The 20,734-nt window shown below is 41.8% G+C and carries 20 protein-coding genes; 5 read left to right on the forward strand and 15 right to left on the reverse strand.

What is annotated here, in order from left to right:
- Window positions 1-272: 272 nt before the first annotated feature.
- Together ACM0OY_RS08200 and ACM0OY_RS08205 are read left to right on the forward strand one after the other, a co-directional pair.
- On the forward strand, window positions 273-1,610 hold the full coding sequence (locus ACM0OY_RS08200) for a MurT ligase domain-containing protein (RefSeq protein WP_414568369.1): 1,338 nt from the start codon (window positions 273-275) through the stop codon (window positions 1,608-1,610).
- A 134-nt stretch (window positions 1,611-1,744) separates the two neighbouring features.
- Complete coding sequence (locus ACM0OY_RS08205; RefSeq protein ID WP_414568370.1) at window positions 1,745-2,563, forward strand: type 1 glutamine amidotransferase; 819 nt, start codon at window positions 1,745-1,747, stop codon at window positions 2,561-2,563.
- A 362-nt stretch (window positions 2,564-2,925) separates the two neighbouring features.
- On the opposite strand, the gene ACM0OY_RS08210 is transcribed toward ACM0OY_RS08205, so the two are convergent.
- From ACM0OY_RS08210 to ACM0OY_RS08225, 4 genes are all read right to left on the reverse strand, one after another.
- On the reverse strand, window positions 2,926-3,246 hold the full coding sequence (locus ACM0OY_RS08210; protein ID WP_414568371.1) for a DMT family transporter: 321 nt from the start codon (window positions 3,244-3,246) through the stop codon (window positions 2,926-2,928).
- Window positions 3,247-3,768: 522 nt separating this feature from the next.
- Window positions 3,769-4,068: a ferredoxin gene (locus ACM0OY_RS08215; RefSeq protein ID WP_414568372.1), complete on the reverse strand. Its 300-nt coding sequence runs from the start codon at window positions 4,066-4,068 to the stop codon at window positions 3,769-3,771.
- Window positions 4,069-4,213: 145 nt separating this feature from the next.
- Complete coding sequence (locus ACM0OY_RS08220) at window positions 4,214-5,053, reverse strand: uroporphyrinogen-III synthase (RefSeq protein ID WP_414568373.1); 840 nt, start codon at window positions 5,051-5,053, stop codon at window positions 4,214-4,216.
- 212 nt (window positions 5,054-5,265) lie between these two features.
- Complete coding sequence (locus tag ACM0OY_RS08225) at window positions 5,266-5,415, reverse strand: hypothetical protein (RefSeq protein WP_414568374.1); 150 nt, start codon at window positions 5,413-5,415, stop codon at window positions 5,266-5,268.
- 223 nt (window positions 5,416-5,638) lie between these two features.
- Between ACM0OY_RS08225 and ACM0OY_RS08230 the strand changes: the two genes are divergently transcribed.
- On the forward strand, window positions 5,639-6,556 hold the full coding sequence (locus ACM0OY_RS08230) for a LysR family transcriptional regulator (protein ID WP_414568375.1): 918 nt from the start codon (window positions 5,639-5,641) through the stop codon (window positions 6,554-6,556).
- 194 nt (window positions 6,557-6,750) lie between these two features.
- Here the strand turns inward: ACM0OY_RS08230 and ACM0OY_RS08235 are convergent, their stop codons facing one another.
- The 11 genes from ACM0OY_RS08235 to ACM0OY_RS08285 all read right to left on the reverse strand — a co-directional run bounded on the left by ACM0OY_RS08235 (window position 6,751) and on the right by ACM0OY_RS08285 (window position 18,844).
- Window positions 6,751-7,311 carry an HPP family protein gene (locus tag ACM0OY_RS08235; RefSeq protein WP_414568376.1) on the reverse strand — a complete coding sequence of 187 codons (561 nt, stop codon included), beginning with the start codon at window positions 7,309-7,311 and terminating at the stop codon, window positions 6,751-6,753.
- Window positions 7,312-7,489: 178 nt separating this feature from the next.
- The gene (locus ACM0OY_RS08240; RefSeq protein WP_414568377.1) at window positions 7,490-8,071 is read right to left on the reverse strand and encodes a TetR/AcrR family transcriptional regulator; all 582 of its coding nucleotides are present in this window, start codon (window positions 8,069-8,071) and stop codon (window positions 7,490-7,492) included.
- A 53-nt stretch (window positions 8,072-8,124) separates the two neighbouring features.
- The gene (locus ACM0OY_RS08245) at window positions 8,125-9,750 is read right to left on the reverse strand and encodes an AMP-binding protein (RefSeq protein ID WP_414568378.1); all 1,626 of its coding nucleotides are present in this window, start codon (window positions 9,748-9,750) and stop codon (window positions 8,125-8,127) included.
- A gap of 463 nt (window positions 9,751-10,213) precedes the next feature.
- Window positions 10,214-10,771, reverse strand: a complete 558-nt coding sequence (locus tag ACM0OY_RS08250; RefSeq protein WP_414568379.1) for a cupin domain-containing protein — start codon at window positions 10,769-10,771, stop codon at window positions 10,214-10,216.
- 14 nt (window positions 10,772-10,785) lie between these two features.
- The gene (locus ACM0OY_RS08255; protein ID WP_414568380.1) at window positions 10,786-11,181 is read right to left on the reverse strand and encodes a hypothetical protein; all 396 of its coding nucleotides are present in this window, start codon (window positions 11,179-11,181) and stop codon (window positions 10,786-10,788) included.
- Window positions 11,182-11,287: 106 nt separating this feature from the next.
- Complete coding sequence (locus tag ACM0OY_RS08260; protein WP_414568381.1) at window positions 11,288-12,313, reverse strand: iron-containing redox enzyme family protein; 1,026 nt, start codon at window positions 12,311-12,313, stop codon at window positions 11,288-11,290.
- Between the two features lie 692 nt (window positions 12,314-13,005).
- Entirely contained in the window at window positions 13,006-14,979 is a 1,974-nt protein-coding gene (locus ACM0OY_RS08265; RefSeq protein WP_414568382.1) for a spondin domain-containing protein, read from the reverse strand.
- 352 nt (window positions 14,980-15,331) lie between these two features.
- The gene (locus ACM0OY_RS08270) at window positions 15,332-16,438 is read right to left on the reverse strand and encodes a WD40 repeat domain-containing protein (RefSeq protein ID WP_414568383.1); all 1,107 of its coding nucleotides are present in this window, start codon (window positions 16,436-16,438) and stop codon (window positions 15,332-15,334) included.
- A gap of 43 nt (window positions 16,439-16,481) precedes the next feature.
- A complete protein-coding gene (locus tag ACM0OY_RS08275; protein WP_414568384.1) occupies window positions 16,482-17,048 on the reverse strand; it encodes a ferric reductase-like transmembrane domain-containing protein in 567 nt (188 codons plus the stop codon).
- Window positions 17,049-17,576: 528 nt separating this feature from the next.
- The gene (locus ACM0OY_RS08280) at window positions 17,577-18,257 is read right to left on the reverse strand and encodes an MOSC domain-containing protein (protein ID WP_414568385.1); all 681 of its coding nucleotides are present in this window, start codon (window positions 18,255-18,257) and stop codon (window positions 17,577-17,579) included.
- 35 nt (window positions 18,258-18,292) lie between these two features.
- Complete coding sequence (locus ACM0OY_RS08285) at window positions 18,293-18,844, reverse strand: carboxymuconolactone decarboxylase family protein (protein WP_414568386.1); 552 nt, start codon at window positions 18,842-18,844, stop codon at window positions 18,293-18,295.
- Between the two features lie 523 nt (window positions 18,845-19,367).
- Here ACM0OY_RS08285 and ACM0OY_RS08290 point away from each other — a divergent pair.
- On the forward strand, window positions 19,368-20,015 hold the full coding sequence (locus ACM0OY_RS08290; RefSeq protein ID WP_414568387.1) for a GNAT family N-acetyltransferase: 648 nt from the start codon (window positions 19,368-19,370) through the stop codon (window positions 20,013-20,015).
- A gap of 234 nt (window positions 20,016-20,249) precedes the next feature.
- Window positions 20,250-20,615, forward strand: coding sequence for a DUF2237 family protein (locus ACM0OY_RS08295; RefSeq protein ID WP_414568388.1), 366 nt, complete (start codon window positions 20,250-20,252; stop codon window positions 20,613-20,615).
- Window positions 20,616-20,734: the final 119 nt, after the last annotated feature.

Consider the following 20,734-nt stretch of genomic DNA (forward strand, 5'->3'; position numbering starts at 1 on the left):
GTTCGTCGCTGAATATCTGAGGTTCGTCGCTGAATATCTGAGGTTCGTCGCTGAATATCTGAGGTTCGTCGCTGAACCTCTGAACCTTAAACTTCTAGTTGTAACACTTCCTCATCTCCCCCTGCCTCCCCTGCCCCCTGCCCCTCCCCTGCCTCTCCCCGCCTCTTAAATGTTGACACTGGCATTTTCGGCTAGGATTCGCTAAACTCACAAAATTAAATTTGCAACTAAAAACTTTCAATTAACAACCGCCAGAAGACTAGGGTACGAATGTGGGAAACAAAATACAAGTTATAGATAGAGTGCGATTAGGTTTTGCTGTGTCAGTAGCAAAAAGCGTGACGTTTTTAGTGCGATCGCTGCGTCTCGGTGCTGCTAGTGTATTACCAGGCTCAATTGCTCGTCGCATTGAACCCCGACTTTTACAATTATTGAGTCAGCAAGTTAAAAAAGGAGTGATTTTAATTGCCGGTACTAATGGCAAAACTACAACATCGCTGCTTTTAAAAACAATACTAGAAAACAAAGGTTACAGCATCGCTCATAATTCTACAGGTGCAAATCTGGAAAATGGCTTGATGACAGCTTTGTTGTCAAGCACTAATTTAGTGGGAACGCTAAATGTTGATTACGCCATTTTGGAAGTTGATGAAAATATTGTACCGAAAGTCTTAACTCCACTCCAACCGCAAATTATTCTTTGTTTAAACTTGTTCCGCGACCAACTCGATAGATACGGGGAAGTAGACACAATTAGTAAGCGTTGGACAAAGGTAATCTCGACGCTACCGCCAGAAACGGTAGTAATTCCTAATGCTGACGATCCAACTTTATCCAACCTTGGTCAGCAGTTACCCCAACGGGTGTTATTCTTTGGTTTGAATGAACCAGAACATTATCTAGAAGCAATTCCTCACGCTGTTGATTCTATCTATTGTCCAAAATGTGGCCATTCATTAGATTATAAAGGTGTTTACTTGTCGCATTTGGGAGATTTTACTTGTCCAAAGTGTGGTTTTAGTAAAAGTCAACCTAGCCTGGAAAGTAGTAAATGGCCGCAAATTCTAGTTGGTTTATATAACAAATACAATACTTTGGCAGCAGTAACAGCAGCTAAAGAGTTAGGAGTTGATGAAGCAACAATTAAAGATACTATTAACAACTTCCAAGCCGCTTTTGGTCGCGCTGAAGATTTAGTAATTAATGGTAAAAAAGTACGGATTTTGTTATCAAAAAATCCTGTAGGCACAAATGAAACAATTCGTGTGGTGACTCAAAGTACAGATAAAACTACATTGCTAGTATTAAACGATCGCACCCCCGATGGCACTGATGTATCCTGGATTTGGGACGTGGATACTGAGAAATTAGTCGAACGTGGAGGAACTTTAGTGGTAAGTGGCGATCGCGTTTATGATATGGCACTACGCCTGCGTTACAGCCAAAAATCTCCTGAGAGTACATTAAATTTAATTGTCGAAGAAGATTTGCGACAGGCGATCGCTACTGCCCTAGAGCATACACCAGACAATGAAACTTTGCACATTCTCCCCACTTATTCAGCCATGCTAGAAGTGCGAGAAGTTCTCACGGGTCGTAAAATTCTTTAAATTGTCATTTGTCATTGGTCATTTGTCATTTGTTTTTCTTTGTGTCCCCCCGTCCCCGTGTCCCTGCGTCTCCCTCATCCCCCATACTTCGGCTACGCTCAGTACAAGTGCCCCATGCCCCATTCCCTAAATTTATGAGTTTCCAAAATTTAGAATTAACAATTGGTTGGTTGTATCCGACGTTAATGAGTACCTATGGCGATCGCGGTAATGTGATTACTATAGAACGTCGCGCTCAGTGGCGGGGATACACTGTTAAAATATTACCCCTAGATCAAAATGCCACAGCAGCTGATATTAAATCTGTAGATGTCATAGTGGGTGGTGGCGCACAAGACCGTCAGCAAGAAATTGTCATGCGTGATTTGCAAGGCGCGAAAGCTGACGCCATGCGCGAGAAAATCGAAAATGGGACACCAGGAGTTTTTACCTGTGGTTCTCCCCAATTGCTGGGACACTATTACGAACCCGGCTTGGGACAACGTATTGAAGGTTTAGGAATACTCGATTTAGTTTCTGTACATCCTGGTGAAAATACTAAGCGTTGTATAGGCAACTTAGTAATTGAAGTGACAGCTTCACGTCTAGCGCGGGATTTAGCAGAGATGACGGGTAGTACGCCGTATTTAGTAGGCTTTGAAAATCACGGCGGACGTACCAAGCTGGGAAAAGTAGAAGCTTTGGGGCGAGTGGTGTACGGCTTAGGCAATAATGGTGAAGATGGGACAGAGGGAGCGTTTTATCAAAATGCGATCGCTACTTATTCTCACGGTCCTTTGTTACCTAAAAATCCCTTCGTGGCTGATTGGTTAATTCAAACCGCATTGCGGCTAAAGTATCAGCAGGCAATTACCCTAGAACCATTAGATGATGATCTTGCTTTGCAAGCACGGGAAGCAATGTTTCAGCGATTAAAGGTTACTTTACCAACTCGTGCAACGACGCAAGTTTGAATTTTTGCCATTGCTGAATGTTCTGACTAAGTGTATAAAAAACTTGCCAACTTGGCAGCATGATTTTGATTGTTTCTGGTAGAGTATTAAAAGTCAATTACTTGTGGGCTATATTTACCGACGTTTACTATACTTTTGGCTACATTCAGTTAACTTAGCTCTGCTAACGGAACAATAAAAATTGCTGATGTATTGACTACAGCAGCAACAAACAGAATAATGAGTTTTGGTTAATTTCCCTCGTCCCTCTTAAAAGACGAGGTATTTTTATTTGAGGAAACCGTTTAATTGCTCGATCCAAAAATAGATAGGACGTATTGAGCAGTGCCTTTTGACTTCACGGCGATACTAGCCTTTTTTAATCATCGACTGGAATTTATGCCAATTACGCCAATAATTATTAAGGAAATGGAAATAAGCTTGGTTAATGTGGCAGATTCACGAAACCAAATTATACCAATCATAGCTACTAGGATAGTTCCCAATCCCGCCCAAACAGAATAAGCTACACTGATTTCAAGTTTTTTGAGAGCCAGGGTCAAAAAAGTAAAACAAAATCCATAGAAAACAAATATTAACACTGAAGGGACTATTTTAGTAAATCCTTCTGATAGTTTCATGCAAGTTGTACCTGAAACTTCAAAAAGAATTGCTGCAATGAGGTAAATCCAACTTATTGACATATCTGTTGTGAGCAGTTGGTTATAAGTCTTTCATTATCTCTAGAAAAATCCAAAAATGCAATTCAATCAGTGTAATTATTACCATCCATAGCCAGATTTTACTAAGTATGAAAATCTACAATTTTCGGACTTCTTTTTTGAAGCTAGAACTTCCAGGAATTCAAGCTCAAGATGTGGATTTGCAAGTTGTGGAAAATGCTACCTGAGTGGTCAAAGTTAACTTACCATCGGTTGGCTAATTTTCGGTTTTACTTGTAAAATCCGTTCAATGTAATAAAAAGCGCTCTCCAAAAGTGAGCGCTTTTTAGCATGATTTAATGGGCCTATACAGGTTTTTTTGGAAAGTGCAAAATTTTAAATCTTGTAGAGTAGCCAGTGGGTTGCTTTGGTTGCCAAAGTTGTAGTAACTGGCGTTGGGTTATCACCTTGGGTAACCCACTACTTGAGATTTGAGGTGCGTTATGGAGAATGTCCGTAACGCACTCTAGAAACTTGCTCTTTATTAAATCCAGATTTCTTAAGTTAAGCGTTGAGCGCTTCCTCTTGATGTGTTTCGATCACACAATCAGAAGTGGCATAGGCAACACAGGTGAGAACCCATCCCGCATCCATTTGATCGTTGTCCAAGAAGTTCTGATCCGATTGGTCAACTGTACCTGAAACCAGCTTGCCGACACAGGTAGAGCAAGAACCAGCGTTGCAGGAGTAAGGTAAGTCCAGATTGTATTCCTCGTTAGCAATCTCTAAGATGTACTCATCATCAGGAACGTCAATTACTTGTTCACCATCTGGGGTCTTTAATGTGACCTTGTAAGTTGCCATGTAAAAATCCCTAACTAATATAAACTCCATTTTCGATACTACGGGTTTATGTGCTGCTAGTCTAGAGTTATTTGTGGTTGACTTTTCTAAATTCAAAAAGCAGCAGTGGGGCTAGTTTACATCTACCATAAGGTGGACAGGAAAATTACAGAGCGAAAAATGTGGCGATCGCTTCAGCAAATCCTTCAAATGAACTATAATCCTTAGACACGATGGAGACATTCATTCCCAATTTTTGAGCATTAGCTGTTGTGTACGGGCCAAAGCACGCGATCGCGCAATCTCCATAATCCCTTGGGGAGTTGACCATTCTCAAAAAGCTTTCTACTTCTGCGGTGCTACTAAAAGCGATCGCATCTATCTTACCTTGACGCATCAAGTCTAATTCAATACTGTAGATATTTTTATCTAAACCTTGTGTGATATATGCAGGAACGCGAGTTACTTGTATGCCTAAATTCTCTAAGTCTGTAACTAAATTGGGTATAACATTAGGTTCCGGCAAACCCACAACTTCTGGAGCAGGCACAAGCACTTTTTTTTGATGAATTTCGGCAATTTTTTCTAATTCTGCGACAATTCCGGCTGGACTAGATTCTCTGGGAATTAAATCTACCTTACCACTAAAAGAGAATAAGCTTTCTGAATCTTTTCCCAATGCACATAATTGGCAATTTTCTAGCACAGATACAGGAATATTTAAATCATTCATGCGGTGAAAAAATGCAATGATTCCGTTTCTGCTTGTGAAAATAATCCAATCAAATTCTTTTATGCGGCTCAAAGAGTTGTCTAACTGAGTATAGTTTGATAAATAACAGGTTTCGATAGTAGGCATCAAAACAGGTAGCCCACCTTTTTTGATAATTTGTTCAGACAACCTACAAGCATAATTTCTCGGTGCTGTGACTAAAATTCTCTTGCTATGTAGAGGTAATTTGCTAGATGGTGTGAGCAAATTCATTTCTGTTGATTCGATATGCATTGGTCAATATAAAAATGGTAAAAGACGAGCGTATGCGCGAGAATTCTTTATTGATCGAAGAAAGGCAGAGGGCAGAAGGCTTTTATGGAATTGTGACTCCAGATTCTGATGCCCGTGACCGCTAGGGAACAAGGGTTAAGACCCCGACCAAATTTTTAATTTGGTCGCTCTCTCAACAGGAGGGGTCGCAAGCCCCTAGATCACATACAAAATTAGTTACATCGAATCCCTGCCCAGATGAAAGCTTGCCAACTGGGGTCTGGTCGCACTGGCCCAATTATTTCTACGTCATAATCAGTTTTGCTATTGACCAAATACTCAGCAGCAGTATACCCGCTATCCATTAAATGTTCTTTTGGCATATGGTACTGCTACCCGACCACGGTGATGCCAACAAAAGCAACTATTGCCACTCGCGGTAATAGTTGCTCTCTTTCCTCATCTAGCCGTGTATTACTTCGTTGATGATACTGATTTTTTCTGAACCATTGCTCCAGTAAAAATATTCCACCGGAAAAATCTGGATTTTTGTAACTTCACTGTGTAGATTCCTATATTACAATAAAAGTCAGATACGTACTACTAATGGATGTTTATCAAATTAAGTATTTTTTGGCAATTGCAGAGATGGGTGGATTTACCAAAGCTGCGGAACATCTATTTGTCTCTCAGCCTTCTTTATCAGCAGGTATTAAAAAACTAGAGCAAGAACTAGGTGTTACTTTGTTCGAGCGTGGGGGAAGACGTGCCATTCTAACTCCTGCGGGCAAGCATTTTTTAGAAAAAGCAAAGACGATCTTGGATGAATATCAGTCAGCAATGCGTGAACTCAAGGGCTTCCAAACTAAGGAAACGCTGAAAATCGGCGCTCTGCGGACAATTCGGATTACTGAATTATCTGGGCTGATTGGTGGTTTTCGGGCAAAGTATCCTAATATGTCCATCGAATTGTGCGATGGCAATATTGAAGAACTGAGAAGATGGTTACAGGAAGGCGAAATCGATTTGGCTGTTTCGGTATTGGGGAGCTGTGTAGATTCTAAAACCTCTCTACCTCTATTTGAACAACGTCGCCTACTAGCAGTAGCCAAAACACATCCACTGGCTCAAAGGGAAACTGTCAGCTTGGCTGAACTAGATGGACTCCCATATATCGAGCGGATCAATTGTGAAATGTGGGGAGAATCGCAGAATTTGTTTGAATCCCAAGGTATTAATCTGCATACTGTGTACAAAGCGGATCATGAGGAGTGGGTTATATCTTTGGTTATAGCAGGTTTAGGAGTGGCGATTATGCCAGAATGGCAAGGTATACCTGAGATTGCATACATTCCTATTACTAACTTAAATCTCGTTCGCACAGTTGGACTGATTTGGAGAATGCGACAGGAGTCAGAGCTTGTTAGTGTATTTCGCAACTTTGCAACTACTTACAATTGGTACAAAGGGAGTGCGCTCAAAAGCAGTAGTCTTCCTCAAAGAGTAATAGTAGTCATGAAATAAGCAACCGATGCTGTTAGCAAACTTACAACAGTTTGCAAGTAAGTGAGGTACAAAATGCAGAACTCAAAATTAGATATAAAGAGTTTCTACCTCCTACCTCCTGTCTCCAAACCCGTAGCTTTGTACTTCATGCAAAAGAAAACTGCTGTAAAAGTAGACTGACACTTAATTTCGGGCACGATGCCCAATTTGCTTCACCAATATTTCGGATATCTACTTTCGCGGGTAAAATTATTATAGAGAAGTGCAACTAAGATTAAAACTATTGCTCCAAAAACAGTGGGAAACAGCAGAAAACTCCAGACTGGTTTTGTTAGATAAATAATAACTGGATTGGAGCCTGCTGGTGGGTGAGTTGTTCGGGTAAGCATCATCACAGAAATGGCAGTACCAACAGCGATCGCAACTGACCACCATGTTGCTCCAAAAAGCGTCAGGCATACCAAACCAACAAAGGAACTCAAAAAGTGACCTCCAAGCACATTTCGCGGTTGTGAAAACGGCACATCTGGAAACCCAAAGACCAAAACGCACGATGCTCCAAAAGAGCCTAGTACAAGTGGTACAGAATATGTATTGGAGAGAAGTGCAACCGCACTTATTGCCAGAAATCCCCCTAACCAAGCAAGTATTATTGCTTTAGCCGAATGCTTAGGAGGTAGTTTAGTGTTATCCCCTTTTAGCTTCTCAAAGAGATTTATCCGAGACGCTGTTTTTCTGGTGTTACCAGTATCGCTGTTTGATTGCCTAACCATACACATTTACCTCAAATTATTAGCTACTTTGTACAGACTGGTCTGTCTAACACGGTTAAAAAAATAAATGGTTGAAAAAGAATACACAATTCAGAAATTTTGACGCTCTCTACGCCTGCGCTATCCACCAGTCGCACAGAATTCAAAATTGAATTCTGAGTTCTGACTCCTGAATTCTTTATTGTGAACTAATTAATTGCTTAACTGCTTCTCGTGCAGCTTGAATAGACTCTGTTGACCGATAAATTTGACTATTAGTAATTGCTCCTTCAAACAGAAGATAGATCAAATCCGCCAACATTGCTGTGTTATTTTTTGGGGTTGAAATATTCAATCTTTCAACAAGTTGCCTAATATAATCGTGCAAAGCATTTTTGTGATTTACAACCAAGAGCCGAATTTTACTGTCGGGTGACGGAAATTCGGAGGCGATGTTTAAGAAAGCACAACCTCTAAAGTTGCTATCAGGCAACCACCGTTCTAGAAAAGTAAACAGGCTCAACAAACGTTCTAGGTCATCTTCATACTGTTCAACCTCTTGCTGCAACCAGGAAAACCAATCTTGATCGCGCTTGTGCAAGTACGCTATACACAACTCTTCTTTGGAGGAAAAGTGGTGATAAAAACTTGCTTTGGCTACCCCTGCTTCGGCAATCACTTGATTAATACCAGTAACATGGTAGCCTTGCTCGTAAAACAGCCTAGATGCCGTTTTTAAGATTTTTGTACTGGAGTCACCAGATAAATTTTGTGAGGTCATAAAATAAGAATACTTTAGACAGACAAGTCTGTCTAGTCCTAATCTGAATATTTTTAAACCTTCAGTTGGCAGCGTTTCAGCGCCTCCTTTACTAACAAATCCTTGCGAACCTTACCCGTTGCCGTCTTAGGCAAGTCGGCAAAGAAAAACACTTGAGGTTGCTTGTAAGAAGCAAGTTGAGACTCACAAAAATCGCGCAAGTCTTTTCCGGTCACGCCTTGGGAGTTACCTGCTTCGACGAAAGCCACCAGTAGGGTGCGGTTTTTTCCTAGCTCTTCAGGTGAGATACCGATGACCGCAGCTTCTCGCACCTGTTCGTGTCGGCACAGCACATTCTCAATCTCAATAGAGGAAATGTTCTCCCAACCGTAGTCAGTTTCTACGTAAATTAAATCCTTCAGGCGGTCTCGAATCTCCAGATAGCCATCTGGATAAATAATTGCCACATCACCGGTGTGGAACCACCCATCTCGGAAGGCTTTTTCAGTAGCTTCCGGATTGTTATAGTAGCCTGGCGCTACTGTATTACCCGCCACGATCACTTCCCCCAAGGTTGAACCGTCCCAAGGAACGTCTTGCTTTGAGGCATCGACCACTCGCAACCCCGTTCCGGCATGGATAGTTGCCACTCCTTGACGGGCGCGCTTGAGGGCGCGGCTGGAAGGGGGCAATGCCTGCCACTCTTCTTGCTCTTCACAGACGGTGTAGGGGCCGAAGGTTTCATTTAACCCATATTGATGGATGAGCTTAACTCCCATCTCATCTAATTGCTGGATCAGCGTGGGAGCAGGAGCAGCTCCCCCTGTGGTAATCGTCAGCCCCCGAAATGCTTCTTTGTCGCCAGGAGCTGATGCTAGCGATCGCACAAGGCGAGGCGCACCAGATAGGTGGGTAATTTGATACTTGGAGACTGCCTGACACACCACAGAGGTATCTCGGATTTGATGACTTGGCAGGATAACTTGAGTGGCTCCCACGGCAACATTTACCCACATATGCCCCCACCCATTCACATGAAACATGGGGAGCAGCCACAAATACTTCGAGGTTCGGTTGACTCCAATCATCAATGCCTGCCCTAGTGCATTTAGGTAAGCACCTCGGTGATTGCAAATTACCCCTTTTGGACGGCCAGTAGTACCGGAAGTAAAGTTGATGGCGAGGGGATCGAGTTCGCTGACAACGGTTTGATCCAGCCGAAAATCCCCATTTTCGCCCGCCAGACAGGTTTCGTAGTCGAGGACTCCAGAATCGATTGGGTTGGCAGCGCGATTGATAACAATAACTTGTTGCAAGTGGGAAAGGGTAATCTGAGGGCCAAGGAGGATTTTCTCGCTCAAGGAAGCATCCACAATCAAGACTTTCGCCTCGGAATAATCCAGTAAGGATAAGAGGTCTTGTGGTGCCAGCCAAGGATTAAGCATGACGATCGCTGCACCGATCGCTGGAATGCTGAAGTGGGCTTCGATTGTCTGTTGATTGTTTTCTGTCAGGAGAGCAACCCGATCTCCATACTCTACCTGAAGTCGCTTCAGTACTTGTGCCAGACAGCGAGAACGGTGCAATAGCTGGGCATAAGTCACTATTCCATCAGGGTAGGCGATCGCGCTTCGGTTAGGAAATGCCTGACCACTGCGCTCTAAGAAAGTGGTTGGACTTAAGGGTACATAAGAATGCATAAGTTCTTTTTAATTAGAAGTGATATAGCAATCGGGGAGTATAAAGTAGCCGTAAAATTACTTATTATGTAAATAATTTTACTTAGATTGTAAAATTTAGTAATACAAATACTCACAACCCCCTTGGTTATGGTGCCAGAATGTATGCGTAACCAAAACAAAGAAACTACCGTTGAAGATTTTGGTACTCTGACCAAAAGAGGACAAGGGGAGCGGGAGACAAGGAGAGAGATTTATCGTAAATAAAAGGGTTTAAGACCCCTACCTCTACAGGTAGCCCCAGTTTCAGTCGGGGTTTAAATCCCCCGGAGTTGCTCCTCTTGGGGAGACCCCAAGACCGCACTCCTCTTCGTCTGAAATTGTCTTTAATGCGTGAATTTTGAATTTTGAATTGTTAATAAAGATTGTCCCCTATCCTCTTCCATCACCGCCAAATCAGAGTAATTCACACCAACAACTATCCTCAAACAGGCTTAACATCTTCATTGCCTGAAGCAAACTCGTTCCACAAATCAGGCCGTTGCTTGACCTTGATATAACGCGTAGCCAAAATGGTGCAGCCATTGATGGAAGCCATTGTATGAAAGGTGCCTGGTGAGCGAAGTATTAAGGAGCCGGGCAAGAACGTCACACCATTTTCTATATAATCCCCGGTTAACACCACGACCATTTCATATCCGATATGTTCATGCAAGGCGATAAATGCACCTGGCTCATATTTAAGAATTGCAGCATCAGGGCCTTGCGGATCTTGATCTACCAGACTAAAGATTGTGTGAATCCCAACACCTTTTCTCACCTCTGGTTGATAAGGTACGAACTCAAGATCGTCCGGTAAGGAAACACTTTCCATACCCAGGAACTTAATTACTCGGTCGTTGATGGAATTATATGGAAATGGGTCGAACTTTACTTGTCCATTGCTCATCAATTGGCCATTTCTGGGAATTGGGGCATCAACTTTGTTTGTGCCGTTGTATCCCAATGAGGGTATTGTTGACATTTGGTTGTTCTGTGACATTTGCTTCTCAATATTTAAGTTGATTGAATCTTTCTTTGTTCCTGGCTAAGACCGTTGTAACCCCAGCTTTTTCCATCTATTTCCTGAATCGAAATATAGTTGGGGTGGGGCGCACTGCCAAGAGCCTCTGTAACGAGTCTCCAGGCTTGTGCTATCCACTCGGCTTTTTCTGAGTCGGTATTTGTTCCTTTTGTGATAAAAATGCTCAACTCAAAAATTGCTTGATCATCACTTTTAACAGCACCCCCTACATACCATTGCGCTTGGCGATCGGTGGCTTCAAAACGAACAACAATTACTTGTTTATTTTTCCTCAGAATGTTCTCAGTTATCAGAGATAAACTTTCAGCAAGGCTGTTTCTAATCTTCTCAGAAGATATATTATTAGCCCTTAGTGTGATGAGCGGCATAGCTTGTATTCCTTTTCGTTTAGTTAGTACTGCCACCAATGCTTAAACCGTAACGGCAAAGACATACACTTGGGCTTTGATCGTTTCAAGCACCTACGCAAGGCGTTTAAGTGAAGGAGAATCCTTTGTTGCCTTGGTTGCGGCGTTCTAAAATGCCCTTGAGAATGCCATCATAAACTCCGGCTCTGGCTTCGAGCATCCGCATTGCACTAGAGAACACCTTTTGCAAATCTTCAGAGGTGTTTATGTAGGGTTTTCCCGCAGCAAACCACCCTTCCCCGTGGTCTTCATCAAGTTCGCAGTGAACGACGAAGAATTTCACCATCTCTTCACTCAAACCGCGACGACGCAGATGTGCTAAAACTCGGCGCTGTTGGAGGGGAATTGCCAATTCTAAAGCTCCCATCCCGCCAATGCCATAGTGAAGTCCATCAGCAAACCAGCAAAGGTTAATCTTGGTATTGAGTAGGTGACAAGTCTCTGCGTTAATATCCTCTTCTCGCGCTCCGCCGAAGTAATCCATTAGGGGTTCAAATAAATTGGGGTGAGCCTGGGCGAAATCTCCCTGGCCAAACTCATCATGGAGATTGTGATAGAGTTCTTCGCGCATCTCAAAAGGCACAATCAGACTGAAGGCGGCAACGTGTAGGTGAAAGCGTTGCATGTTGACTCGGTAATTAGCAAGGAAGTAGCGGACTTCTTCATTGGTCAACTCATCGCGATCGAACAGGTCAAATAGAGGATGGTGGTTGACGCGATGCTGACTAATGCGCTCTTTTAGCCACGGCATGAAAACTTCAAAGCGATCGAGTTCAGCAGGAGGTTGTTCCTGGGGTAAGTATTGCTGCTCAACCTGCTCAATCAGGTGGCGAAGTTCCCATTCTCTGAGGAAGCGAGGAGTTGCTAACCCAAACCCTTCTCGCATCAAGCGCAAGTTCATGTCAAATAAAAGGAACTGAATTTTTCGCCAAGCTAGACCTCCTTTCTTTTGAAAAGCTTCATGTGCCAAATTTTCGACTTGCTCGATGGGGTAAACATACTGCTTAAAATATTCCTTAAGCACTTCCCAGGAATTGGCCTGTACTAAGTCAGATTTAACTGATAGTCTTTCAGAGTAATTCAATTGCAACATGATATTTATTCCTTGGTAAAATTAATGTGAATTCCTATTTTTTAGGAACTATGGTTATCAAACTGGCATTGAGCCTTTTATCACAACTAAAAGGTAAATAGGCTTGCTTTTCGTTGTCTATAACGGTGTTTCATACCAAAAATTAGCAACTTATCAACGCATAGCTACGTTGTCAAATGCTGTACCGAATAGGGTAAAGTTTAATTGGTAGTAGACAAACAAGCTTGTCTGAGAATTTCGGGTTAAATAGCAATTCTATTTTTGTAACCCTGTGTTAGCATACCTTTCAAACGTTGCGTGATGAGTTAGTGTCAGGTTCGCTACTTTTTCCCATATTGTAGGTGCAAGAGCGTTTCAAAGTTCCATTAGGGTTTTATAAAATCTGAACTAAATCTTATAAAACCCTTTTGTGTTAACCTTCCCTAGTCTTTTTTCTGGTATTGCGATAACCAGAATAATTATTAATTCATAATTTTGGAAACAACCCCTTCAATTGATGGATGAAATAAATTTATTTCTTAATCAATAAAGTGCATTCATGGATGGGATTTTAATTATGAATTATTAATTATAAGACTCCTGTATGATTCTCAACAATATTTCAGATAAAACGTCGCTCAAACGGGCTTTTCACTCTTAGTATGTTTTCAAAATCTTTGGAGGAGTCCTATATTCATTATGAATTATTTTGACTATGCCAATTTCTCAATCGTAATGCGTGCTATCTGGTAGCCTGGAACCGTAAAATCAGCATTAACAAATCTAGAATCGCTCAGAATCGGCCCATTTGGGATAAAGCCTGGGTGTTGAAGAACCACACCCTCTTCTTCAGGAATGCCAGTGTTAGGAACCTGCTGACCGAAGAAAGCAGTATTTGTGGGATTTTCATCGTTGACTTCAGTACCAGCATCGTTTACCTCAGCGCCAGTTACTACAAAGCTAGTAGGGATAAAATTCCCATCACAATCAAAGATTTTGTGTTCAAGCGGGTTATCGTTAGCAATGAAGGCATCATTACTAGGGATGACCATTGTTGCGTAGCTGAAATACTGGCTACTCGAAATCTGGTTCTTATTGACCGTTAAAGTCACTGAGGCAGTTTGACCAGGGGCAATTGGAGCAATGGGACGAGCGGGACCACCGAATATTGTCCCTTGGACAAGACCCGATCCACTCTCAGAAAAGAACTCAGCAAAGGGTTCAGTTAAGCCATCCTCCACTAAAGACTCCAAACGTGGGTTCGCCAGGGATTTGCCTTGCTCGTAGATCTTAAATGTGCCATTGTGTATACCAAACCAAAGGGGAGTAAGGAACGTGCCCTTTTCTGGCGCTAGGTTTTGAATACTGACTTTCAAGGTCACAGATACCGCAGATGATGTCGGTGTTAGGAAGTTTTCAAACACGAAATCTGCCAATTTGGTGCCAGAGACATAAGCAGCATCTGCATCCCATTGATAATGGACACCGAGATAAACACGGCTGCGGCCATTTTCCAAAGCTGCTGAGGAGAAACTATTAAATGTGCGTGTGATCCTAATGCCATTATTACCCCTAGCAGCTGGATCTTCAGATGTTGCCGTGAAGGTAACATTGTCCGTGCCAAAGAAGTTGCGTAGGATGCCTGAATGGATGGCTCCGAAAGTTGCGTGACCAGAAATATACGCTGGGAACGGAGGCGAAAAACGAGTGCCATCAAGATTGGGCGACAGAGGTTTCCAGGTCGGGTCGGCGATGGTTGCAGGGTTTCCATCGGTATTTGCCAATTGAATTGCACTCTCTGGTCTCCACAAGTCCAAATCGGTGTCGTACTTGGCATCCCAAGCCAAGATTCCGGCATCCCCTAAACCTAAACCCACAAGGGCAAACAGTCGTGCATTCTCGGAAAAGCTCAGACCCTTCAATTTAGAGACAATCTGGGTTATGCTATACAGTTGTCCGGGTGGCTTATAGGTTCCATCAAGATCGTTTGCCCAGAAAAGAGCAATATCAGTTTGTTCTTGGGTGCGATCGCTAGAGTTAGCAAAACCAAGTCGTTTTACTTCATTGACTTGAGCAGCATATTCGACGCTGGCAAGCAGAGCCTGTTTGGTCTTGAAGCCAGCTGGTCGAGTTGGACGGAAGCGCTCTATTTGTGTCTTTGAGAAAGGTTTCACTTTACCCCAATTCGGAGTAACTGGAGCGCCAGAACCGGTTGGACGCCAATCACCGGGCTGATTTCCAGGAGTATAAGGGGTGTTGTCGTTATACCCGTCCCCTTGGCGATTTTGAATGATTGCTTGAGCCGCTGCTATGCCAAGTTCTTTACCATCTCCGATGCTCTGTAGCGATACACCACTTGTTTCAAGTTCTTCAATGGCTTTTTTGCGTTCTGCATCGAAGAAGCTATTGTTTTTATCCTTGGACTTGGGAAAATTAGCATTGGGATAAACAATGTCGCTGGTTAATACAGTATATGCAGCGTAAATTGCTGCCGCTTCTTTGGAAGCCCCTGGATTTGCTGGGATGATTTCTAAATATGGTTTGTGTGTCTTCTCGATGGAATTGACTGCATCATATATTGCAGCATGTAACATAGCACCTGTACGGGCGATCGGTCCAGGAGCACCGCCGTTTAGACGGATTGCTTGTAGATATACATTGTTCCAATTGATAACTTGATCTGTCATAAAATTCCTTTGTATTTTGTTTGTTTTTGTCCCACTATGGGTAAAGTTAAGTTCAAACCTTATCCAGTTAGGCGGTTAAAATCACAGTCACACAGACTAAATTGGGTGCATCTAACTTTTGCACTTTTGTAGTTACAAACTGATCTACAAACTGAGATTGATGCTTTTCGTATTGTTTTCCAAATATTTTTGCGAAGCTGAGATACTCTCGACTAAATCTGCCTCTATAAGTTAGAAAGTAGATGATTTTCCTCTTTAATTTATAGTGGTGGGCTTCGTTCATTTAACTGCAAAGTCCATTTTTGAAGACTCGATGTGAGGTTTGAGGTTAAATATTGTTGGCTATATTTCATTACCGCATTTTGTCGAAATCTTTGTATTCGGTCTTTGAAAGCGTATTGTTGAAATTTTGAGTATTAGATTGAGAAGTTGTGTCACTCTTGACAGACCAAAGTTTGATAGTTTGGTCGCCACTACCACTAGCTAAAGTTTGACCATCCGGACTGAAAGCAACAGACCACACGGGGTTGGCGTGCCCTACAAAGTTATCTATAAGTTGACCAGTAGCTAGATCCCATAGCTTGATTCTTCTGTCATAACTACCACTAGCTAAAGTTTGACCATCTGGACTGAAAGCAACAGACCAGACGGCTCCAGAATGCCCCGCCAGTGTATGTAACACTTTGCGATCGCTCAAATGCCACAGCTTGATTGTTTTATCAACACTGCCACTAGCTAAAGTTTGACCATCTGGACTGAAGGCAACAGACCACACAGCTCCAGAATGTCCCATTATGGTGTGCACAAGCATAGGACTGCGAGTATCTAACTGCCAAATCTTTATGTAGCCATTCATGCTACCACTCACTAAGGTCTGGTTATCGGGACTAAAAGCAATAGACCTCACCCAGTCTGCATTTTGGAGCGTAAAGAGTTGTTTGCCGGTGTCCAGATTCCAAAGCTTAATGGTCTTATCGGCACTGCCACTCGCAAGTAATTTCCCGTTGGCACTTATAGCAACAGCCTCTACATCATCTTTATGTCCATCAAGGGTACTCATGAGAGTACTTGTCTCCAGATTCCACAGCTTAATCCGGTTATCCCAGCTGCCACTAGCAAGGATACGGCCATCAGCACTGATGGCGAGGGATGTTACGGCATCAGCATGACCTTTGAGGGTATAGACTAATTTGCCACTATGTAGATCCCAAATCTTAATCGTGCCATCATAGCTGCCATTGACGAGAGTCTTGCCATCCGGAGTAATGGCGATCGCATAAATCCACACTGAATGGTCTTTGAGGGTGCGATAAGGTTGAATGGTTGGCAGAGATCTAACACCATCTGTAAACATTTCCAATGGCGACTGTAATCTAGACAAACTGATTGCTATCAAGGCGACTGTGGTACTAATTGCCAACCCTGTTGTAAATTTATTATAAACTGGTTTTAACAGCATCAATAGTCTCTCCAATTACACAATATATTTAACAAATAGTGAGTTATTTAGTGATGTTAATTGGCAAGTTTTCTTGAGTTTTATTACCCTCGTATTTTTGTTTTTTAGCCTGGTATTCAAGCCCAAGCCTGATAATAAATAAAACTGTAAGTGAAACAATAGCCACAATACTAATAGGCGTTAAATATGTCCAATGTCCAGACATCTTGTCCCAGATATGCCAGGTCAAAAGAAACATAGCAAAGTAAGTCAGTTTGTGTAATTGCTTCCAGTTTTTTTTCAGCTTTTTTACACTCCAGTCGTTAGAAGTTATAGCTAAAAGTGTAAAAATTATAAAAGTGCTTATTCCCTGGATATAAATCCAAGATGTTTTTATGTCAAAAAAATCAAAATTTCTTTTCTCAACCATCAGCAATCCGTGACCTAAAGCTAAAAAGAAAGAAATAATACCGATAATGCGGCGACGTTTCAGCAGCCATTTAGGAATGCCAGTCTCTTTAGTTTGGGGAAAAACAATTCTCAGAATTGTGGGAAGTAATGTAAGAGAATAGCTAGCTAATGCCATAAATCCGAGAATATTAGCTAAAGATGGTTCATCTATTCTGACCATGATTAATCTCTATTAATTTTCTGAACATAATTGATGCTTTAAGTGTATTTAGTAAAATACTAGTAATATTCTCATTCAATAGGTATTTTTGAGATTAAGTAACCTATTTTTTAGGAGAAAAAATGTTCTAACTTTTACAGTAATAATTCAGGAATTAGAATAGTTCAAAAATCAGGATAACATTTGATGAATATAGGAGATTGGTTATAATTTTTGACTTATAAATGCTAATTCTTTTTCTTTTATTCTGTAAGTTTTAATTTTATTCTGTTATCAATCAGCGGCTTCCAGACGTAATCTTATTAATCTATCAGCGCATAATTTAGCTTTTATGCATTTTTTTTTGAAACTTAGTTTAGTCTGTCAAAAATTGACAATTTTGAAGTAAGTTGAATTATTACCTTCAGCGCCTTAATCAGGGTCAGCAAAATCAACTTAGTTTATGCATGATTTCAATTTTCATAACAAAACTTAATAAAGTTAAGTTTGCTGACAGCCCTAATAAGGGCATAATCTGGAAAAAGGCACTCAAGGTTTAAAATTAGTGTTACTAGCAGCGTATTGGTAAAATATCTGACGCCAATTTTGCTCCAAGAGTTGACACCGGGCCAGTTCAGCCGCAGCATCTCGGTCTTGACGTCGCAGATAAATTTCCATAACGCGAGTAATTGTCCATTGAGGAAAAGGGCGATCGACAAGTTTCACCACCAGATTAGGTTTGACATAACCCTCTGTTAGCACCCGAAAATACCAACCACCACGGTTAGTTTTCAGGACTCGAGTGGGTAGGTCTTTGAGTTGCCACTTACGAGCAAGCTTCCAACATGGTAAACGCGGTTGTGAGACTTGCACGCAGACTTCGCCGATCGCATAAGTATCGCCAATGCAGACAGATTCCTCTGTTTGTCCAGAAATAGTAAAATTTTCACCGAATGCTCCGTATGGCATCTTCAAGGGGGCTAATTCTTGATTCCACCCAGGATAATGCTCAGCTGAGTAGCTAAGCACTGCCTTTTCTGGACCACCGTGGACGGTCAAGTCTGCTTGACCGTCACCAATCAGGTTGGTTTCTCCTAACCAAATAGATCCTTGGACTGGTTCCTTGAAAATCCCTGTTGACCAAGGACGGTTATTTGGGTCGGATGCACCTTCAACGCCAAAATGTTTTGGTAAACTGACTTGAATAGAAAGTAGGGTAGGCGCGTTCATACTTATGACTGTAGTGGTAAGTTCAAGCTGTTAATTTAGGCTACCTTCGCGTCTTTGGGTAGTACTTTAGGGAAATCTACTTCGGTTTCAGCTATGTGGTTGAAGTAGTTGGTGAAGATATTGAGGATAACATTGGCAATAATCTCGGCAATTTCAGCATCGACATAACCCGCTTGGCGTAAACGGTTAAGATAGTCCGTAGTTACTTTACCCTGGTTAACTACGATCGCGCGGGCAAATTTCAATGCTACATCAATCTTTGGATCGTCGGAAAATGAGAGGCGACCAGATATCTGATCGTGCTCGCTCAACCCTACCATCTTCCCGATGGTAGTGTGTGCTGATAAACAATATTCACAGCTATTAATTTCGGCAACTGCTAAGGCAATTTGCTCGCGTAATTGAGGACTGAGAACACCTCCACCCAAGGCGTTGCTAAAGCTCAAATAACCTTCTAGCACAGCGGGCGAGTTTGCCATTGTCCGCATCATGTTCGGTACTATACCCAATTGTCCTTGGACTTGAGCCAATAACTCTCTGACTTTGCCAGTTGTTTGGGTTGGATCTAAGGCTACTAGTTTGACCATCTTTGTGTTGTGGGATTAAGGATTGACTATATCTCCTATAATTGACCCAATCACTATATAAAGCCAGACGATTTTTTGCATCAAATCCATAGATAGTGTCTATAACAGGACTTACGCAACTGGCACAGGCGATCGCTAAATATTAGTACATTAGTATTATGTGACAGACGCAACTGGCACAGGGCGATCGCTAAATTTTAGTACATCTGGATGAAAAATACAGATAATAGAAAGATATTGCAGAAATTAGTAACAATAATCAATTGTGTAAAATCCTCGGCAAATTTTTTGAGAAAATTAGTGGAGAGTTGTACAGTGACTTTTTAATTGTCTCTGTGTCAAATTAATGTCATTGAAGGTGTAAAGCTTGCATTCTCTAGCTTTAAGCCCAAAAGTAGCACCGGGAGCCTACAAGTTATATCAACGCAAACATCTGCAAGCCTATATGCGTAAGGTTTAATTCGATGACACTAATTCGTCTCAACGTCATTTAACTTGTCACTGTACAAAAAGTTATAAACTTATGCAAAATCGAACTTGGCAACCACCTGATTTTTTTCAACTAAATGGTAAATTTGTCACACTTATTCCCTTAATTCCAGAAAGAGATATAAATGCTTTATATGCAGCTTCACATGGTAGTCCGGAAAAGGAAGCTGTATGGAATTATTTATTTTATGGGCCATTTGATACCCCTTTTATGATGAAAGACTGGATGGAAACAAACCTAGCAGGGAAATGCGATCCTCTGACTTGGACAGTCTTTGAAAACTCAGCAAATACTCCAGTGGGGATTGTAGCATTACTGGCGATCGCTCACAATCATGGTCGTGCTGAAATCGGTCATGTATGGTTTACTCCGGCAGTCCACAAAAGTAAAGTGAATACAGAATCACAGTTTTTATTACTTCAACATCTTTTCGATCGCCATTCTTATCGTAGAGTTGAGTGGAAATGTGATTCCCTCAATCATGCAAGTCGGACTACCGCTGCACGTATGGGATTCATTTATGAAGGTCGTTTTCGACAACATATGTTTGTGCGTGGAAAAAACAGAGATACTGATTGGTTCGCTATGACAGATAAAGAATGGCCACGCTGTAAAAATAATTTTGAAAAATGGCTTGATTCCAACGAAAAAATTTCTTTAATGGAACTAAACAACAGTTAGTGCCAAAAGTCACGTCGCTTTGCTCCGAATTCAAAATTCAAAATGACGCTCGCGGACTCGCTAACGCTACGCTAACAAAATTCAAAATTAATAATCCCTCTAAATTTATTTATGGGCTTGTATCAGGAGTCTGTTTCGGTCAAATAGCATAGGAAAGCAATCTGAATTTTGAATTCTTCTTCACAAACGATCCGATCTTGGTAGAATCAAAATGACACTCCTGCAAGTGAAGCAATGAATTCAAACGTAATCGGTGGAGAGCTAGAAGTTTGCTGCGCTTCCCCCATAACTGGGTTTTACCGCGACGGCTTGTGTCGTACAGGTGGTCAGGATTTTGGGTCGCACGTTATATGTGCCCAACTAACACAAGAATTCCTTGAGTTTACCAAGTCGCGGGGAAATGACCTAAGTACACCTGTTCCTGAATTCAATTTTCCGGGACTCAAACCTGGCGATCGCTGGTGTTTGTGTGCTTCTCGGTGGAAAGAAGCCCTTGATGCTGGCGTTGCTCCTCCAGTAATCCTCTCAGGAACTCACCCTAGAGCTTTAGAAGTAGTTTCCTTAGAGGTTTTAAAACAACATGCCCTAACTTCTTCTTGATTGGGCATTAGTCATTTGTCATTAGTCATTAGTCATTTGTCATTACTTCAGGAGTTACTCACAAAGATTGTCTGTTGAGACTGGGTTAGTGGTGGTTAGGGTATATGGGTGTAAGGGTT

It is taken from the genome of Nostoc sp. CCY 9925, assembly GCF_963920935.1.
Taxonomy (GTDB): Bacteria; Cyanobacteriota; Cyanobacteriia; order Cyanobacteriales; family Nostocaceae; genus Nostoc.

Excerpts from the sequence above, each read along its gene's own strand:
- ACM0OY_RS08205 (WP_414568370.1), top strand. The coding sequence starts at position 1,745 with ATGAGTTTCCAAAATTTAGAATTAACAATTGGTTGGTTGTATCCGACG.
- ACM0OY_RS08210 (WP_414568371.1), bottom strand. The coding sequence starts at position 3,246 with ATGTCAATAAGTTGGATTTACCTCATTGCAGCAATTCTTTTTGAAGTT.
- ACM0OY_RS08215 (WP_414568372.1), bottom strand. The coding sequence starts at position 4,068 with ATGGCAACTTACAAGGTCACATTAAAGACCCCAGATGGTGAACAAGTA.
- ACM0OY_RS08220 (WP_414568373.1), bottom strand. The coding sequence starts at position 5,053 with ATGCATATCGAATCAACAGAAATGAATTTGCTCACACCATCTAGCAAA.
- ACM0OY_RS08225 (WP_414568374.1), bottom strand. The coding sequence starts at position 5,415 with ATGCCAAAAGAACATTTAATGGATAGCGGGTATACTGCTGCTGAGTAT.
- ACM0OY_RS08230 (WP_414568375.1), top strand. The coding sequence starts at position 5,639 with ATGGATGTTTATCAAATTAAGTATTTTTTGGCAATTGCAGAGATGGGT.
- ACM0OY_RS08235 (WP_414568376.1), bottom strand. The coding sequence starts at position 7,311 with ATGGTTAGGCAATCAAACAGCGATACTGGTAACACCAGAAAAACAGCG.
- ACM0OY_RS08240 (WP_414568377.1), bottom strand. The coding sequence starts at position 8,071 with ATGACCTCACAAAATTTATCTGGTGACTCCAGTACAAAAATCTTAAAA.
- ACM0OY_RS08245 (WP_414568378.1), bottom strand. The coding sequence starts at position 9,750 with ATGCATTCTTATGTACCCTTAAGTCCAACCACTTTCTTAGAGCGCAGT.
- ACM0OY_RS08250 (WP_414568379.1), bottom strand. The coding sequence starts at position 10,771 with ATGTCACAGAACAACCAAATGTCAACAATACCCTCATTGGGATACAAC.
- ACM0OY_RS08255 (WP_414568380.1), bottom strand. The coding sequence starts at position 11,181 with ATGCCGCTCATCACACTAAGGGCTAATAATATATCTTCTGAGAAGATT.
- ACM0OY_RS08260 (WP_414568381.1), bottom strand. The coding sequence starts at position 12,313 with ATGTTGCAATTGAATTACTCTGAAAGACTATCAGTTAAATCTGACTTA.
- ACM0OY_RS08265 (WP_414568382.1), bottom strand. The coding sequence starts at position 14,979 with ATGACAGATCAAGTTATCAATTGGAACAATGTATATCTACAAGCAATC.
- ACM0OY_RS08270 (WP_414568383.1), bottom strand. The coding sequence starts at position 16,438 with ATGCTGTTAAAACCAGTTTATAATAAATTTACAACAGGGTTGGCAATT.
- ACM0OY_RS08275 (WP_414568384.1), bottom strand. The coding sequence starts at position 17,048 with ATGGTCAGAATAGATGAACCATCTTTAGCTAATATTCTCGGATTTATG.
- ACM0OY_RS08280 (WP_414568385.1), bottom strand. The coding sequence starts at position 18,257 with ATGAACGCGCCTACCCTACTTTCTATTCAAGTCAGTTTACCAAAACAT.
- ACM0OY_RS08285 (WP_414568386.1), bottom strand. The coding sequence starts at position 18,844 with ATGGTCAAACTAGTAGCCTTAGATCCAACCCAAACAACTGGCAAAGTC.
- ACM0OY_RS08290 (WP_414568387.1), top strand. The coding sequence starts at position 19,368 with ATGCAAAATCGAACTTGGCAACCACCTGATTTTTTTCAACTAAATGGT.
- ACM0OY_RS08295 (WP_414568388.1), top strand. The coding sequence starts at position 20,250 with ATGAATTCAAACGTAATCGGTGGAGAGCTAGAAGTTTGCTGCGCTTCC.